The 16,549-nt window shown below is 63.7% G+C and carries 9 protein-coding genes and 1 pseudogene; 4 read left to right on the top strand and 6 right to left on the bottom strand.

The window, feature by feature from the left end; translation table 11 throughout:
- The first annotated feature begins 156 nt into the window (after positions 1 to 156).
- Positions 157 to 4,620 (top strand): hypothetical protein, encoded by a 4,464-nt coding sequence (locus ACFVTG_RS12755; RefSeq protein ID WP_390280908.1) that lies wholly within the window; start codon positions 157 to 159, stop codon positions 4,618 to 4,620.
- Between the two features lie 837 nt (positions 4,621 to 5,457).
- Here the strand turns inward: ACFVTG_RS12755 and pdxS are convergent.
- From pdxS to ACFVTG_RS12730, 5 genes are all read right to left on the bottom strand, one after another.
- A complete protein-coding gene (pdxS, locus tag ACFVTG_RS12750) occupies positions 5,458 to 6,360 on the bottom strand; it encodes a pyridoxal 5'-phosphate synthase lyase subunit PdxS (protein WP_390280906.1) in 903 nt (300 codons plus the stop codon).
- Positions 6,361 to 6,621: 261 nt separating this feature from the next.
- Positions 6,622 to 7,740, bottom strand: a complete 1,119-nt coding sequence (gene ald, locus ACFVTG_RS12745) for an alanine dehydrogenase (protein ID WP_390280904.1) — start codon at positions 7,738 to 7,740, stop codon at positions 6,622 to 6,624.
- 22 nt (positions 7,741 to 7,762) lie between these two features.
- The gene (locus tag ACFVTG_RS12740) at positions 7,763 to 9,253 is read right to left on the bottom strand and encodes an NAD-dependent succinate-semialdehyde dehydrogenase (protein ID WP_390280902.1); all 1,491 of its coding nucleotides are present in this window, start codon (positions 9,251 to 9,253) and stop codon (positions 7,763 to 7,765) included.
- Positions 9,250 to 10,545, bottom strand: a complete 1,296-nt coding sequence (locus ACFVTG_RS12735; protein ID WP_390280900.1) for an aspartate aminotransferase family protein — start codon at positions 10,543 to 10,545, stop codon at positions 9,250 to 9,252. Before ACFVTG_RS12735 ends, ACFVTG_RS12740 begins: the two co-directional genes overlap by 4 nt.
- A gap of 206 nt (positions 10,546 to 10,751) precedes the next feature.
- A complete protein-coding gene (locus ACFVTG_RS12730) occupies positions 10,752 to 11,651 on the bottom strand; it encodes a LysR family transcriptional regulator (protein ID WP_390280898.1) in 900 nt (299 codons plus the stop codon).
- A gap of 324 nt (positions 11,652 to 11,975) precedes the next feature.
- Here ACFVTG_RS12730 and ACFVTG_RS12725 point away from each other — a divergent pair, with 324 nt between their 5' ends.
- From ACFVTG_RS12725 to ACFVTG_RS12715, 3 genes and pseudogenes are all read left to right on the top strand, one after another.
- Positions 11,976 to 13,490 carry an amino acid permease gene (locus tag ACFVTG_RS12725; RefSeq protein WP_390280896.1) on the top strand — a complete coding sequence of 505 codons (1,515 nt, stop codon included), beginning with the start codon at positions 11,976 to 11,978 and terminating at the stop codon, positions 13,488 to 13,490.
- A gap of 120 nt (positions 13,491 to 13,610) precedes the next feature.
- A pseudogene (locus ACFVTG_RS12720) lies at positions 13,611 to 14,841 on the top strand (PLP-dependent aminotransferase family protein).
- 5 nt (positions 14,842 to 14,846) lie between these two features.
- Positions 14,847 to 15,602 (top strand): SDR family NAD(P)-dependent oxidoreductase, encoded by a 756-nt coding sequence (locus ACFVTG_RS12715; RefSeq protein WP_390280894.1) that lies wholly within the window; start codon positions 14,847 to 14,849, stop codon positions 15,600 to 15,602.
- Between the two features lie 45 nt (positions 15,603 to 15,647).
- On the opposite strand, the gene ACFVTG_RS12710 is transcribed toward ACFVTG_RS12715, so the two are convergent.
- A complete protein-coding gene (locus ACFVTG_RS12710) occupies positions 15,648 to 16,541 on the bottom strand; it encodes a LysR family transcriptional regulator (RefSeq protein WP_390280892.1) in 894 nt (297 codons plus the stop codon).
- Positions 16,542 to 16,549 lie beyond the last annotated feature (8 nt).

The following is a 16,549-nucleotide window of genomic DNA, read 5'->3' as shown; positions in this document are numbered from 1 at the left end:
CCGAACCGGGTCCGGGCCTTCGAAGACGTGTCCGCTGCTTTACCGCTTTGCCCTTCCGGCCGTTTACCTCGCCTACACTTCTTAACATCCGCACTTCCGGAGGGCACTCGCCTTACCTGAAACCTAAGCCCCACTAATCTTCAGGAGATCATTTCGATGAACCCTCGACCGGGCGGTGAGGCCGACAAGATCGGCAATCGCTATGAGGGCGCGTGGACTGTGGCACGCATGCTCGACGTCTTGGCTGGCCGTGGCGAATCGGTGCGGGTCGAACCGATAGGAGAGCTCGGCTCCGGTGTCGAGTTCATCTTCAAGCGCTCGGACGGCACCGTTGAGGCCCATCAGGTCAAGCGACAGGTCGGCGTTGCCAACGAGTGGAGCTATGGCCAGCTCAACAGCCGGGGCATCTGGGACAAGGCGCGCCTGCATGCGGAGGCGGGGCGCGACTACCACTTCGTTTCGATGACCCCGTTCCGTCCGCTTCAGGAACTGACGGACCAGATCCGGAACTCTAACGACTACGGTTCGTTCATCCTGAACACGCCGCCTGAGAAATCCAACATGCTCTTCGTCAAGCTGGGGAACTACTACGGCGGTCCAGAAAACGCGTACCGGATATTGGGCAGGATCTTCGTTCGGACCATTGACGAGATCGAGCTCGCCGGTAGCAACGCCGTGTTTGCGGAGATGTTACTCGAGGGGAGCCCGGGAGCCCAGGGCAGGGCAGTTCTTGGCGAGATTCTCGACGACAGCATCGACCGCGACCTCACGGCACAGCGGATCCTCGGCGCCTTGCACCCCTATGGGCTGCGCTCCCGTCTGGCGGCCAGCCAGCGAGGGCTCGCGGACAAAGTCAGCGACCTGACCGCCAAATGGATTGGCCAAACCGGATCCCAGCTGATCCAGCCGGTCATCCACCGCGAAGAAGCGGATCAACTCCGCTCGCTCATGTCGGCCGACGAACGGGCGCATTTCGTCGTCGGAGTGGCAGGCGGCGGCAAGACCGGAGTGCTCCACGAGGCAACGCAGAACCTGGTGGAAGGCGGGGTGCCGGTTCTGGTGCTTCGGCTCGACCGTTACGGGTCCCTCTCTTCGGCCGCGGCACTCGGGGAGCATCTCGGGCTGGGCATGTCTCCCGTCGCGGCGCTGGCCGCCGCCGCTGACGGTCGTCCCGCGTTCCTCGTCGTAGATCAGGTCGATGCCGTCAGTATGGTATCCGGTCGACTTCCCGACAATTTCGAAGTGGTCGCAGAATTGGTCCTTGAATCCGCTGCGATCCCAGACCTGCATGTGGTTCTCGTGACGCGGCAGTTCGACGTCGAGAACGACTACAGGATCCGTCGCCTGAGGGATCGACGGGGAACCTCGGTCCTTGCGATTCCACCGCTGTCCGATGGACAGGTAGATCGAGCGGTGGAAGACTTTGGACTTCCCGCGACGACGTTAACGCCCCTTCAGCGCGATATTCTGCGCGTGCCCCTGCACCTGGCGCTGCTCGCCGCGATAGCGGACGAAGCTAACGCACTCGGGTTCGTCAACAGTCTCCGGCTTTTCGATGCGTACTGGGAGCGCAAGATCCAGAGCACGCGTCGTGAGAATCGGACTGTCCGCTTCGCCAAGGTCGTGGGCCGGGTCGCGCAAGTGATCAGCGAGCGTCAGGAGCTCTCCGTGCCGCTTGGTGTCCTGGACGATGAGGACCTTGCAGTCGACGCGTCGGTTCTCGTCTCGGAACAGGTCCTCGTCCGAGACCGGGACCGGATAGCCTTTTTCCATGAAGGGTTCTTCGATTACGCCTTCGCCCGTCAGTGGCTGAACCGAGGTCAGACACTTCTGGGCTTTCTCGCGGGGGACCCGCAGGAGCTCTTCCGCAGAGGGCAGGTCCGTCAGATCCTTGCCCACTTGCGATCCTCAGAACCACAGCGCTTCCTCGATGAAGTGACGGATCTGCTCGAATCCGATCAGATCCGATTCCACACTAAAGACGCCTGCCTAGGAGTTCTCGGAGGGCTTACTGACCCGAACAGTTCCGAGGCCCAGCTCGTTGCCGAAATCGCCCGGGACAGCCCCGAACTGAGGACCCGGCTCTGGGACCACACGCGCACTCCCGCCTGGTTCGAGCGCCTTGATTCCGACGGTTACGTCGCCGACTGGCTGCAGGGAGGGCAAGAGGACCAGGGGCGGGCCATGGAGTTGATGGGGGCAGCGGCCAAGACCATGCCCGATCGGCTCGCCGGGATCCTTCAAGATCACCGGAATGCCGAACAGTACCCGGCATGGCTGCGTTGGATCGTCCGTTTCGCCGATCTGGGCTCCAGCCAACGACTGGTCGAAGTCCTCCTTCAGGGCATCCGCGAGGGGTGCTTCGACCATAACCCCGGAGACTTTTGGTTCGTGGCACATCAAGCAGGAACCAGGCACCCGCAACTTGGCCTGGAAGTCGTGTCCGCGTTCCTCATTGATCGGCCAGGATCGCTGGACCTCGATGAAAACGGGCGCATTGGGTCGCTCAAGAGCACGGACTATTTTGCCACAGATGTGGTCCGCCACATCGGAGCCGCAGACCCCCTGTACTTCTGCCACACGTTCCTCCCGTATGCGCTAAAGGTGATGGCGGCCACCGCCGACCCGGAGGCGGCCGGCGAAGGTCCGATTCCCGACGCCCACTTCTGCAACCCGTTCGGCTATCGTGGGACGAATACCCATCTTGACGACTTCATCTTCACCAGCCTCTCCGATACCTTGGCCCAGCTGGCCGCAACCGATCCCGAAGAAATTCGCCCGCTTCTCGAGACGCTTGCGACGGACCCGCACGCGGGTGCCCAGCGGCTCCTCTACGAAGCCCTTAAATCGAATGGAGCCGCGTACGCCCACATGGCTACGGCCATCCTCCTCGAAGGTCGCCACCGGCTCCTCTGCGGCAACAACAATGACAGCGTATGGACCACCCGCCAATTGCTGACAGCGATCCGCCCGCACCTGACCGACCAGCAGTTCACCCAGCTCGAAACGGTGATCAGGGAACTAAGATTCCAGTGGGAACGGAGGCGGCCCGGTCGTCCAGCATTCAGTCTCCTGTCCGCATTGCAAGAGGAGCGCCTCTCGGATGCCGGCAGGCGCAGGCTGGGCGAGCTCAGACGTGCCTACGGCATGAACCAGCCCGAGCGGCCCGACTCCATCATCCGGGGAACTGTGGTGCCGCCGATCTCCAGCGACGCTGCGCGCCGGATGGATGACAGCAACTGGCTGCGGGCCATCGGAAAGCACTCCAGGGGCTTTGAAGCCCTCGTCCCTTTCCGGGGCGGCGCGGGCGAACTGGCCCAGGTTCTCCAAGAGCAGACCCGGGTGGACCCGGACCGGTTCGCCCGACTGTCGCTGCAGCTCACTCACGAGACGAATCTCGCGTACGCGAACGCGATCCTGCTGGGCTTGAACGCCGCCGGCGACTCGGGCGATCCGTCTATGGTGTTTGCCGCCGTGCGGCATATCGCTTCCCTCGGGCATCCGGAAACCGACCAGCTCCTTGGCATGGCTCTCAGGCCTCACCTGAAGGAGGCACCACTGGACATCGTCAACCTTCTCTGCGGGAGGGTAAGTGCCGCAGCAGCAGCCGTCATGGCCGTTCCACCTGCCGTGGCGACGAGCGACGAGAGCGGGGACGACGAATCCGGAAGAGACATTAGGACCAGGGGTCTGAGCACCACGCGCGGGAGCCTTGTCGATGTCCTTGCAGACCTGGTCGCCCACGACATCGACGGGGCCCGCACCGTCGCCGCCGCGCCCGCTATGGCCCGCTTGGCCCGGGATCCCTCAATTCCCGTGCGAGCCTGTACCGCAAGACTGATCCACGCATCGCTGCGCTACGCCCGATCCACCGCCATCGACGCATTCACCACGCTCATCGACGCGGACGACGCGCTTTTCTCCGCCCCACCCGTCAATCGCCTGCTCGTCGCCATCGGTTACGAAGACCCGGATCTGGTCAACCCGCTTATAGGCCGGATGCTCGAAGCCCGTAGTGCGGAGGCACGGAAAGCGGGTGGAAGACTCGCCGTCCTCGCCGCGCTCGAATGGAGCGACCGGGCCCATCTGGACACACTCCTCAACCGCCGCGATCTTGAGGCGCGGGCGGGCGCGGCGCACGAGGCTGCATATCGACTAGCCCACACAACGGACCCGGCAACCGCGGCCGACGTATTGCAGACCATGATGAACGACGAGCAGGAAGGCGTTCAGGTGGCGGCAGCGGAAATGGCCATAGCGCTACGCGGGCACCGCCTCCAACCCCACGAAGGCACCATCGGCGACCTCATCAGCTCCCCGGCCTTCGTCCACGCCCTCCCTCAGCTGCTGATCACCCTCGAGCGGGCTCCAGATCGGGTCGATCGACTTGTCGTCCGCTGTGCCCAGAGATTCGTCCAGAGGTTAGGACCCCAAGCCGCTGACCTGTCCACCGGCGCCGCCGGCGACGCCCAACAGGTGGGACGCCTTGTCGTCCGCGGACTTGCGCAGTCCCGTTCGACGGACCAGCGCGCGGCTCTCTTGGACGTACTCGATGACCTGCTCAGGATCGGCGCGTACGGCATCGACACCCTGATCAGCGAGTCAGAGCGACCTTCCTGAACGGACCCCGGGGTATCCGGCGACTCGGCGCCGAACCCGTGGTGGAGTCGCCATCACGGCCGGACTGGCACATCGGGTTCTCGACCAGAGTGAGCGGGGCACTAAAGGGTAGGCGTTTCTCAAATCCACTGGATTCAAAAGGGCTTAAATGTCGAGGTTGCCTACAGCGGGGGTTTGACGAATTGCCCCCGACGGTGAATACGAAGTCCCTCGGGCAGTCTGGTCCGGGGGAATTTCGTTTCGTGCCGGCCTGTGTCTGGCTGCAGGAGCTGCGGCCAGATGGGGTCGGCGCCGAGCTGGTGCGAATCGCGAAAGCGGCCGGCTGAAGCAAGGTTTGGCCGGCGTACCGTCGAATTCGCGGGTGACCGCCGGGGAAGCCAACGAGATAGCGCTCGGCCATCGGGGAATGAGGAGTATTTCTAAGATTCGGTCAGTTCTACGACGTCTGACTGCGAGTTGTATTTCACGGACTCGAGACAAACCCTATATGGACGTCTTTACTGTTGATGTGTTGGCGGACGTGTCGCATTGCTGGCAGACCGAGACTGAGGTGTCTGGGTCTTCGTGAATTGCGGTCCTTCCTGCACCGGCATCTTGCCAGATCCAGAAGATCGATCCGTCGGCCGCCACGCAGTCGACCGTCCCATGAGAATGCAACCGCCTTTGTGGACCTTGACTCTGTCGCCCTCTTTCAGAGACAGCCACTCGTCGGTCTGAGGGCGAGGGTCGTTCAGCAGCGCGTGGGCCCCTTCTTCGGATTCGGTTCCCAACCAGGCCCTGATGGCCTTTTTCTGAGCGGCATTCAGTCGTTCCGTGTTCACAACTTCTGGCCTGCCGTTACCAGCCGCGCTCTGCAAGGCGGTGCGGTTCGGGGATTTCCTCGACGTTGATGCCCACCATGGCTTCTCCCAGGCCGCGGGAGACCTTGGCGATGACATCGGGGTCATCGAAGAACGTGGTGGCCTTCACGACGGCGGCGGCACGCTGGGCCGGGTTGCCGGACTTGAAGATGCCCGAACCGACGAACACGCCGTCCGCACCGAGCTGCATCATCATGGCAGCGTCGGCCGGGGTGGCGATGCCGCCGGCGGTGAACAGGACCACGGGCAGCTTGCCGGTCGCGGCGACTTCCTTGACCGGTTCGTACGGGGCCTGCAGTTCCTTGGCCGCGACGTAGAGCTCGTCCTCGGGCAGCGTGGAGAGCCGCAGGATCTCGGCGCGGATCTGGCGCATGTGGGTGGTGGCGTTGGAGACGTCGCCGGTGCCGGCTTCACCCTTGGAGCGGATCATGGCCGCGCCCTCGTTGATGCGGCGAAGCGCCTCGCCGAGGTTGGTAGCACCGCAGACGAAGGGAACGGTGAAGTTCCACTTGTCGATGTGGTGGGTGTAATCGGCCGGGGTCAGGACCTCGGACTCGTCGATGTAGTCCACGCCCAGGGACTGCAGGACCTGTGCTTCGACGAAGTGGCCAATGCGGGCCTTGGCCATGACGGGGATGGACACGGCGGCGATGATCGCATCGATCATGTCCGGGTCCGACATGCGGGACACGCCGCCCTGGGCGCGGATGTCGGCGGGAACGCGCTCGAGCGCCATCACGGCCACGGCACCGGCATCTTCGGCGATGCGGGCCTGCTCGACATTGACGACGTCCATGATGACGCCGCCCTTGAGCATCTCGGCCATGCCGCGCTTGACGCGGCTGCTGCCCGTCAGTGAGAGCGTATCGATGTTGGTCAATCTGTGTCCTTGTTGGTGAGTGGCACTGTTGGGTGCCGCTTGTTGAAAGAAAGAGAGGAGTGGAACCGGGTTCCCCCGGTTCCACTCCGGCCCGCACTGATGCGGGCCATGCCCAGACCCGCTGTCCCGGGTTGCCGGCCAGTGCCGTGCCGGTTAGGGAACTTTCTGGAGGCTAGTCCAAGGTGCGGCAGTGAACCGCGGTCGGGTTCTGTTTTGCGGCTTGGAGAGTTTGAACTACGTCATTGCGGCGGATGGTTGCTGCTATGCGCCTACGGTTTGACAGGCTTCGATCTGTCCCGGGAGGTCGGGGAAGGCGTCAGCGACGCCCGGGTACACGATGTGGCCTTCACGGGTGTTGACGCCAAGGGTCAGCGCGGGGTTGGCTGCGAGGGCCTGCTCGACACCAATGTCGGCGATCTGGCGGATGTAGGCGGCTGTCGCATTGGTGAGTGCGAGGGTTGAGGTGTGCGGGACATCGCCGGGCATGTTGGCCACGCAGTAGTGGCGGATGCCGTCCACCTCGATGATGGGTGATTCGTATGTCGTCGGACGCGAGGTCTCGAAGGCACCTCCTTGGTCGATGGCCACGTCGATCAGCAGTGTGTCCGGGTTCAGGATCGCCAGCTGTTCGCGGGTGACTACCTTCGGGGCCGCACGTCCGGGGACGAGGACGGCGCCGATGACGACATCGGCTTGCCGCAGCTCGGCATCAAGGGTGGCCGCATCGGACATCACGACACGCGCGCGCCCGGCGAACAGGGTGTCCAGCTGACGAATGCGCGTGGCCGACATGTCGAGGATGGTGACCTCGGCCTGCATGCCGAGCGCGAGCAGCGCAGCCTGGGTACCGACAGCGCCGCCGCCGATGACGAGAACGCGGCAGGGAGCGACGCCGGGGGAACCGCCGAGCAGCTTGCCGGGGCCTCCGCCGTGACGGCTCAGGTGTGCGGCGGCGGCATGGGCTGCCAGGCGGCCGGCGATCTCACTCATCGGGGCAAGCAACGGCAGGCCGGTGTCGTCCTGGACTGTCTCGTAGGCGATGCCCAGTGTGCCGGCTTGCAGAAGAGCTTCGGTCAGCGGCCTGTCGGCGGCGAGGTGCAGGTAGGTGAAGAGCGTCAGATCTTTACGCAGGAACCGGTACTCCGATGCGATGGGTTCCTTGACCTTTACCAGGAGTTCGGCGTTTGCCCAGGCTTCCTCCTGGTTGGTGAGCTGGGCCCCCGCGAGCACGTATTGCTCGTCAGGGTAGCCGGCGGCGGTTCCTGCACCGCTTTCAACGAAGACTATGTGTCCGCGGCGGACAAGGTCGGCCACTCCTGCCGGGGTCAGGCCGACCCGGGCTTCCTGGGGTTTGATCTCTTTGACAACGGCGATGCGCATTTTTTGGTTCTCCTGTGGGGGCTTAGTGGGTGTCGCGGCGTGCGATGTTGTAGAAGCGGATGTTCTGGTACTCGTCCAGACCTTCTGAGCTGCCTTCGCGGCCGATGCCTGACTGCTTCACGCCGCCGAATGGTGCGGCGGCGTTTGAAGGAACACCCTGGTTGATGCCCACCAGGCCGGTTTCAAGGCGGTCGGCGACGTTGAAGGCCCTGTCCAGACTTTCGGTGAACACGTAGCCGGCCAAACCAAACTCGGTCTGGTTGGCACGTGCGACAACCTCGGATTCTGTTCCGAACCGCTGGATGGCAGCGATCGGGCCGAAGATTTCAGCGTTCGCGACGTCTGCCGACGTGGAGACGTGATCGAGGAGGGTCGGTGCGAAGAAGTGGCCGGCGGAGTCGTAGGCGGTTCCTCCGGTGCGCAACTGCGCACCCTTTGCGACGGCGTCTTCTGTCAGGGCGAGCATCTGGGCCACGGCGCGGTTGTCGATGAGCGGGCCGACCACGGTTCCGTGGCCGAAACCGTTCCCCACCGGAGCGGCGGAGAGCTTCTCGGTCAGTGCCTCGACGAAGGCATCGGCGATGCCTTGCTGGACGTAGATGCGGTTGGCCGCAATGCACGACTGGCCGCCGTTACGCAGCTTGGCCGCGAAGGCTCCATTCACGGCGCGTTCCAGGTCGGCGTCGTCAAAGACGATCAGCGGCGCGTTTCCGCCGAGTTCCATGGAGGTGCGCAGGACACCTTCGCCGGCAATCTTGAGTAGTTGCTGGCCGACGCCGGTGGACCCGGTGAACGAGACTTTGCGGACCCGGTCATCACGCAGGACGGCCTCGCTGAACGCACCGGACTTCGACGTCGTGACGACTTGGATCAGATCCTCGGGAACGCCGGCCTGGCGTGCCAGCTCCACCGCATAGTAGGTCGTCAGCGGGGTGAGTGTGGCTGGTTTGATCACGGCCCCGCATCCTGCGGCCAGTGCGGGCGCAATCTTTCGCGTCGCCATGGCCAGCGGGAAGTTCCACGGGGTGATCAGGACAGCCAGGCCGACCGGCGCCCGGCGGACGAGGATGTTTGATCCGCCGTCGGGGGCTTCCCGGAAGCCACCTCCGGGGCGGACGGCTTCCTCGGCGTACCAGCGAACGAAATCGGTACCATATTTGACTTCGCCACGGGCTTCGCTCAGCGGCTTGCCCATCTCGCGGGTAATCAGGTGGGCAAGCTGTTCGGTGTTCTCTACGAGCAGCTTCCACCAGTTGTGGAGCACGTCGGCGCGCTGTCGTGGTGTGGTGTTGGCCCATGACCGGCTAGCGGTGTCGGCGATGCGCACCGCCTCCAGGGCTGCGCCAGCGTCGATGTCAGGAACGTTGGCCAGGAATTCGCCGGTGGCGGGATCGTGGACCGGTATGCCCGTGGCGGGAAGGCTGAGACTTTCGATGACGGCGTCGGCTTTCCTGGCTGCGGAGGGGTCTGCCGTAACCAGATCTGAATGCCCTGCCGTGGTGGAGGCGGTCATCGGTTCACCTGCTCGGTGATGACGTGCTCGATCGCGGCGACGAAGGCGGTCAGCTCGTCGTCGCTGATGATGAAGGGCGGGCTGATCTGCAGGGTGTTTCCGCGCAGCGGTCGGGAAATGTAGCCAAGTTCAATCAGGTCATCGGCGATCTTCTCGGCCACCAGGTTATCGGAGAGCGTGACGCCACCCAGCAGGCCGGCCACTCGCACATCCACGACAGCGGACTGCCGCTCTGCGAGTCCTTTGAGCGCGTTGTCGAGGACGATTTCGAGTTCCTTGACGCGCGGTAGAAGGTTGTCGCGTTCAAGGATGTCGAGGTGGCGAAGGGCCACTGCGGCGGCGGTGGCGTGGCCGGCGTAGGTTGCTCCGTGGCGGAAGATCGGGGTGTCTGGTGAGTCGATGTAGAACGGCTCCCAGATGCGGGGGCTGACGAGTACGCCTCCGAGGGGGGCGTAGCCGGAGGTGACGCCCTTGGCAAAGGTGACGAGGTCCGGTTGGACTCCGTAGCGCTCCGCGGCGAACATCGTGCCTGTGCGGCCGAATCCTGTAATGACTTCGTCAAGGATCAGGAGGATGTCGTTGTCGCGGCAGATCTTCTGGATGGCCTCAAGGTAGCCCGGTGCCGGAGGATTCACACCCCCTGTTCCCTGGATGGGTTCGGTGACGATCGCGGCGATGTTTTCTGCTCCGATTTCTGCAACGGTGCGGGCGATCTGCTCGGCGTCGTGGAGGGGTACCCGGGCCGTCTCAGGAACCAGGGATTCCGTGCCGTAACCCTCGCGGTTGAATTCCAGGCCGGCGATGCTGGTGCCGAAGGCGTGGAGTCCGTGGTAGGCGAATTCGCGGCTGAGGATGACCTTCTTGCTGGTGCGGCCTTCACGCTGCCAGTGCCGCCGTGCGAGTTTGCAGGCAACGTCGATGGCGTCCGAGCCGCCCGAGTTCAGGATCACCTTGGCCCGCTCAATGGGTGCCAGGGTGGCCAGCCGCTCGCCGAGGGCGAGGGCCTTGTCGTTCGTGAAGCGGGCGAAGATGTGATAGGTCTCCAACCGGTTCATCTGCTCGAATGCGGCATGGGCGAGCTCGGGGTGGGAGTGGCCGATGTTGGCGTGCCACAGGCCTGCGGTGCCATCGAACAGGCGCCGGCCGTCGGTCGTGAAGACGTAGGATCCGTCTCCGCGGTGGATGACCAGCTGTCGGCCAAGCACTGTCGGCGTGTGGGCCTGGGCCGGCCACAGTGCGGGTCCATCGATAACTGCCGGTGTTGAATCCGCAGTCGTGCCGATGAGCGTCATGGGTTCGCTCCTTTGTGAGGCAGGGGCGTCCGCGCTATCCAATGCTCTTGCGCGTTGTCGCGGCGCCCGGTGGTGTATGACCACAGTAGGAGTCTCATTTGGTTATGAAAAGCGAACATTTCAGACATATACCTGTAAGTAATCCTTACAGGTATGGCCAGTATGGGCTTCCTGCCTGAATCGGAGAACAGCTCCGGTGGGTGGACCTACTCGGCAGCCACGTCGTGGAGGATCTGGAGGAAGCTGGCGAACGCCGGCCTTGCCTGGCCGCCGCGGCGGATCACCGCATAGACATTTCGGTGCATCTCCTGCTCCAGGCTTTGCGGCAAAGACTTCCATTGCTCCACCGGCTCCGACGGCATGCTCGGATGGTCCAACACCATGCGCGGCAGGAAGGCGGCCGAGAGCCCGGCCATGACAAGTTCGTAGTGGACCCGGGGGTCGGGGGAATCGTAGAGGACGGTCGGCTCGAAACCGAGTTCGCGGCAGGTGCGCCTGGCCCAGATGGAAGCGTCACTGCCGGCCGGCTCGAACGCCCAGGGCAGGGCAGCGAGCTCCTCGACGCTCGAGACAGGACGAGGTGTGTAGACGGCGATGCTGTCGCGCATGAGAAGGGTGCGCACAAGCCCCGGATCGGCTCTCCGTGGAGTATGGGGAAACTCGTCAATGACGGCGATGTCAGCACGTCTGCTGGCAACAGCGTCAAGGGCTTCCACGGGCTCCAGCTGCGTGAATTCGATGACGACGTCGGGGTGGGCGCGCGCCATTCGCCGGAGCACCTCCGGCAGATATCGGCGTGTGAACGTGCTGAAGCCGGCAAAGCGAACTACGCCTTGCATCTGGCTGCGCCTGGACTCGAGGTCGGCTTCAGCCTGCTCCAGGATCGTGACGACATCCTCGACCGCGCGCACCAGCTGCTGCGCCGATGGCGTCAGCCTGACGTTGCGGCCGACTTGTTCCAGGAGAGCGATTCCGACCTCTGCCTCAAGTTTGGTCAGCTGCTGCGAAATGGCAGAGGAGCTGATGCCTAGAACGCGGGATGTGGCCGCGATGCTTCCGCGCAGTTCCAGTTCACGCAGAAGTGCAAGGCGCTTGACATCAAGCACGGGACCTCCAGAATTCCGACGTCGGGGGTTCGATCATTCAGTTTTGCTTAAGGGTGCGAACAAGGTTTACCCTCTTTATCTGGGTTGTAGTTGCGCCCTATCGTATTCGACAGTCGGTGACGCTCTACCGCAGTCGGTCAGTTCCGGCCCAACCGCTCTAACCGGCCTACAACACACATTGCTCCGTTTCGGCCACGGAATCCTAGACCAGGTGCTCAAAGAAGATCGCCCGCTGCCGCACAGCTAGACCGTTTGTTTGGGCCGGAAGGGCTTTACTACCTGAGCAAACAAACCCCAACCACACGCAAGCCCCAAAGGACCCCCATGAGCAATCAACCCATCACGGACCACGCCGTCCCCGCCCGAAAACCAGGAGCCGGGCAACTGCTGCACGCTGAGGACGCGGGTTACAAGAAGAACCTCAGGCCCCGCCAGATCCAGATGATCGCGATGGGCGGTGCCATCGGTACCGGTCTGTTCCTGGGCGCCGGCGGGCGGCTCAACGCGGCCGGGCCGTCCCTGGTCTTCGCTTACGCCATCTGTGGTTTTGTGGCCTTCCTCATTCTTCGTGCATTGGGTGAGCTGGTGCTGCACCGCCCGTCGTCGGGATCCTTCGTCTCCTACGCCCGCGAGTTCTACGGTGAGAAGGCAGCGTTTGTCTCGGGCTGGTTCTACTGGATAGCCTGGGCTACCACCACGATCGTGGATATCACCGCCGCTGCCCTCTACATGAATTTCTTCGGAAAATACGTTGCCTGGATCGGCGCTGTGCCCCAGTGGGCCTGGGCGCTCACTGCGCTCGTCGTGGTCCTGGGCTTGAACCTCGTCTCCGTCAAGGTGTTCGGCGAGATGGAATTCTGGTTCGCCCTGGTCAAGGTGGCGGCCCTGGTTTCGTTCCTGGTCATCGGCACGTACTTCGTCATCTTCGGCACGCCGGTACAAGGCCATGAAGTCGGCTTCAGCCTCCTCACGGAGCACGGCGGGATCTTCCCCACCGGGATCCTGCCCATGATCATCCTCATGCAGGGCGTGCTGTTCGCCTACGCTGGAATCGAACTCGTCGGCACCGCGGCCGGCGAAACGAAGAACCCGGAAAAGATCATGCCCAAGGCCATCAACTCCGTGGTCTTCCGTATCGCGGTCTTCTACGTCGGCTCCGTGATCCTGCTCGCCCTGCTCATGCCCTACACCTCCTACGTCAAGGGCGTCAGTCCGTTCGTGACGTTCTTCGGTTCCATCGGCGTCCAGGGTGTGGACGTGATCATGAACCTCGTGGTCCTCACCGCTGCCCTGTCCTCCCTGAACGCCGGACTCTACTCCACCGGCCGCATCCTGCGCTCCATGTCCGTTGCCGGCTCGGCTCCGAAGTTCGCCCAGCGCATGAACAGGGCCGGCGTCCCCTACGGCGGCATCGCCATCACCGCCGGCGTCTCCCTGCTCGGTGTCCCGCTGAACTACCTGGTCCCGGCAGACGCCTTCGAGATCGTCCTGAACGTCGCTGCCGTCGGCATCATCGTCACGTGGGCCACGATCGTGATTTGCCAGCTGCAGCTCAAGCGATGGGCCGACAAGGGCTGGGTCAAGCGCCCATCCTTCCGGATGTTCGGAGCCCCCTACACCGGCTACCTGGCCCTGCTGTTCCTGCTGGGCGTGCTTGTCATGGTGTTCATCGACTCTCCGCTGACCATGCTCGTCACGGCGGTCGCCTGCGCCCTCATAGTGGTCGGCTGGTACCTGTGCCGAAAGCAGATCCGTGAGATCGCCCAGACGCGCGCAGGCTTCACCGGCAGCGCCCCGGTCGTTGCCAACCGCCCGCTGAAAGGCGATGAAATCCGCTGAAGCACCACTCGCCGGGACGTGAACGAGACCGTTCACGTCCCGGCGGACGGCATCGATCCCGATGACTGCCGACCAGCCGTCGTGATGAAACGACCACAATCACAATGAGAGGCCCCCGCCATGACCACTCCCGCAGTCGCTGAACTGCAAACACCACGACTCGCGGCCCGCGCCGGTCAGCTCAAAGGCTCGATCATCGACTCCTCGACCTCGCTCCTGGCCGGCCAGCGTCATGACATCGTCCGCTTTGCGATGGGCGCACCGAACGCCGATCTCATCCCCGAAGAAGATTTCAGCCGCTTGAGCGCATCCCGTGACCATGGCCGCTTCGACTACGGGGCCACTGAAGGCGAACCAAAGCTCACTGCGCAACTGGAAGCGTACCTGGAACGTCAGGGTGAGTTCGCGGATGGCGGCCGCCTTCTCATCACGACCGGCGGAATGCAGGGCCTGGATGTTGCGTTCAAGCTCTTCATCGACCCCGGAGACGCCGTCATCGTCGAGGCGCCGACGTATACGAACGGTATAGGCACTGCGCTGAGCTACCAGGCTCGTGTGCTTGAAGCGCCGATCGACGACCAGGGACTCATCGTCGAGGCGCTTCCTGAATTGGTTGCCCGTGCGGGACAAACGCCGAAAGCGATCTACACCATCCCCAACTTCCAGAATCCCTCCGGAACGACCCTCTCCGAGTCACGGCGGCGCATGCTGCTGGACCTCGCCGAAGCGTGGAACGCCGTCATCATCGACGACGACCCGTACGGATCACTCCGGTTCGAAGGTCGGGACGTCCCCAGTTTCGCCCGCCTCAGCCCCGGAAATCCACGGATCATCCAGGTGCGGACGTTCTCAAAAAATCCTGGCACCCGGCCTGCGGGTGGGCTGGATGGACCTCGACCCGTCGCTCCGCCAGCTTGCCGTCAACGCGAAGCAATCCATGGACACCTGTACCGGCGTCCCCATGCAACACGTCATCGGGGACTACCTGGCCGAGGGCAGCCTGGATTCCCACATCTCAGACCTCCGCGAGGTGTACCGCGAACGAAAAACCGCGATGCGTCAATCCCTTTCCGAGATCCTCGGCAACGATATCGAGTCCACGGACCCCGAGGGGGGCTTCTTCCTGTGGCTCACCCTGCGAGGCAAATACGCCGACGTCGACACCGAATCACTGTTCCCCACCGCCCTGCGTCACGGAGTGGCCTTCATTCCCGGTCCGGCATTCTCGAACTCCGGAGCATTCCGCAACGCCCTGCGTCTATGCTTTGCGACATCAACCCCGGCTCGCATCCGCGTGGGAATCGAGCGGCTACGAATGGCCTTGGATGAAAGAGCCGGGCACAGGAAGTGACGCACATGGAACAGACACACAGAGTAGCCCTGGTGACCGGCGCGACCTCCGGCATCGGAACCGAGATCGCACGCCGCCTGATCGCCGACGGGTTGATAGTAGTGGTGAACGGCCGGTCGACGGAACGCGGCCAGGCCATGGTTCAGGAGCTCGGCACCGGCGCGCACTTCATCCAGGAAGATCTTACAGACGCTCAGGGCCCGGACAGGCTTGTCGCCGCGGCACTTGAGGTGGCCGGACGTCTGGATGTGCTGGTCAACAACGCCGCCGTTGACCATACCGGGCCGCTTCTCGATGTCCCCATGAACGAAATCCGCCGCACCTTCGTAACCAACACCTTTGCCGCCATCGCCTGCCTTCAGGCTGCAGGACGGGCCATGCGCGATCTCGGCAACGGGGGCGCGATCATCAACATCACCTCACGCCTTGCGAGCATCGGAGTTCCGACGATGTCGATCTACAGTGCAAGCAAGGGGGCGATGCTGGCGCTGACGACGGCGGCGGCCGTTGAACTGGCACCCTACGACATCCGGGTCAACGCCGTCGCGCCCGGCATGACGCGGACGCCGCTTTACGACGAGTGGCTCAATTCCCATCCGGACCCCGAGGCGACGGAACGCCGTGTGGCCAACGCAATCCCATTGGGTCGCGTGGCATCAACGGCGGATGTGGCCGCCGCGGTGTCATATCTGGCCAGTCCGGCTGCCGCATACATTACGGGGATCTCACTGCCCGTCGACGGCGGCTACCTCGCACAGTAGCGCTGAACCCTGCTCACGGCGCCGGTCCGGGATGAGCGCCCGCAGCTAGTGTTCGGTGCTCGTGAAGGCTTCCTGCACCGCGGTCCGGATGGCGAGCAGGGTTGGCCGCGTTTCTGAACCTTCGCGCACCAGGAAGTGAATGTTGCGGTGCTGGTCCATGGGCAGCCACGAGCTCGGCGACATGGTGCTGCCGGTTTCGCGCAGCACCATGTCGGGGAGGAAAGCCGCGGCGATGCCCTTCTCGACCATCCGGAGGTGGAACAGCAAGTCGCTGGATTCGTGGGCGACAATCGGTTCGAAACCCCGTTCGCGGCAGACGCGCAGGGCCCACTGGGTCGAGGCGGCCGTCGGCGGCTCCATCACCCAGGGGATGTTCCGGACCTGTTCAAGATCGCCGTCCATCGAGGGATCGGGGAGGTAGCCGCGCACGGCGTCGCTGCCCAGGGTCGTGATGTGAACTCCGCCCGAGGCGACTTCCTTGGTGCCTGGATAGGCGTCGGTGATCACGACGTCCACCTGACGTGAGGTGAGCCTGACAGCAGCAACTTCCGGATCCGCCAACTGCAACCGCACGTCAAGTCCTGGGAAGTCCCTTGCGAGGGCGGCCAGAACCGTGGGCATTACGCTGCGGCTGATGGTCGCGAACGCAGCCACGCGCACTACCCCATGAGGGCGTCCATGGAAGGATGCCAGATCCGACTCGGCGCGTTCGACGGCGGCCATGATTGATTCGGTGTTCCGCACCAGCTCTTCGCCCGCAGGTGTGAGCTGGACGTTGCGACCGACGCGTTCCAGCAGAACGGCGCCTGACTCCTTCTCGAGCAGCGCCAGTTGCTGGGAGATCGCGGAATGGCTGTAGGAAAGCTCCCGCGCGACTGCGGTCATGCTGCCGCGGAGTTTTAGTTCGCGCAGAAGGATTAGACGGTGAAGGTCGAGCACAGGCGAAT

The sequence above is a fragment of the Arthrobacter sp. NPDC058127 genome (assembly GCF_042884555.1).
In the GTDB taxonomy this organism is placed as follows: Bacteria; Actinomycetota; Actinomycetes; order Actinomycetales; family Micrococcaceae; genus Arthrobacter.
The sequence above is the reverse complement of the archived record's forward strand: the minus strand, read 5'-3'. Positions and strand labels throughout refer to the sequence as shown.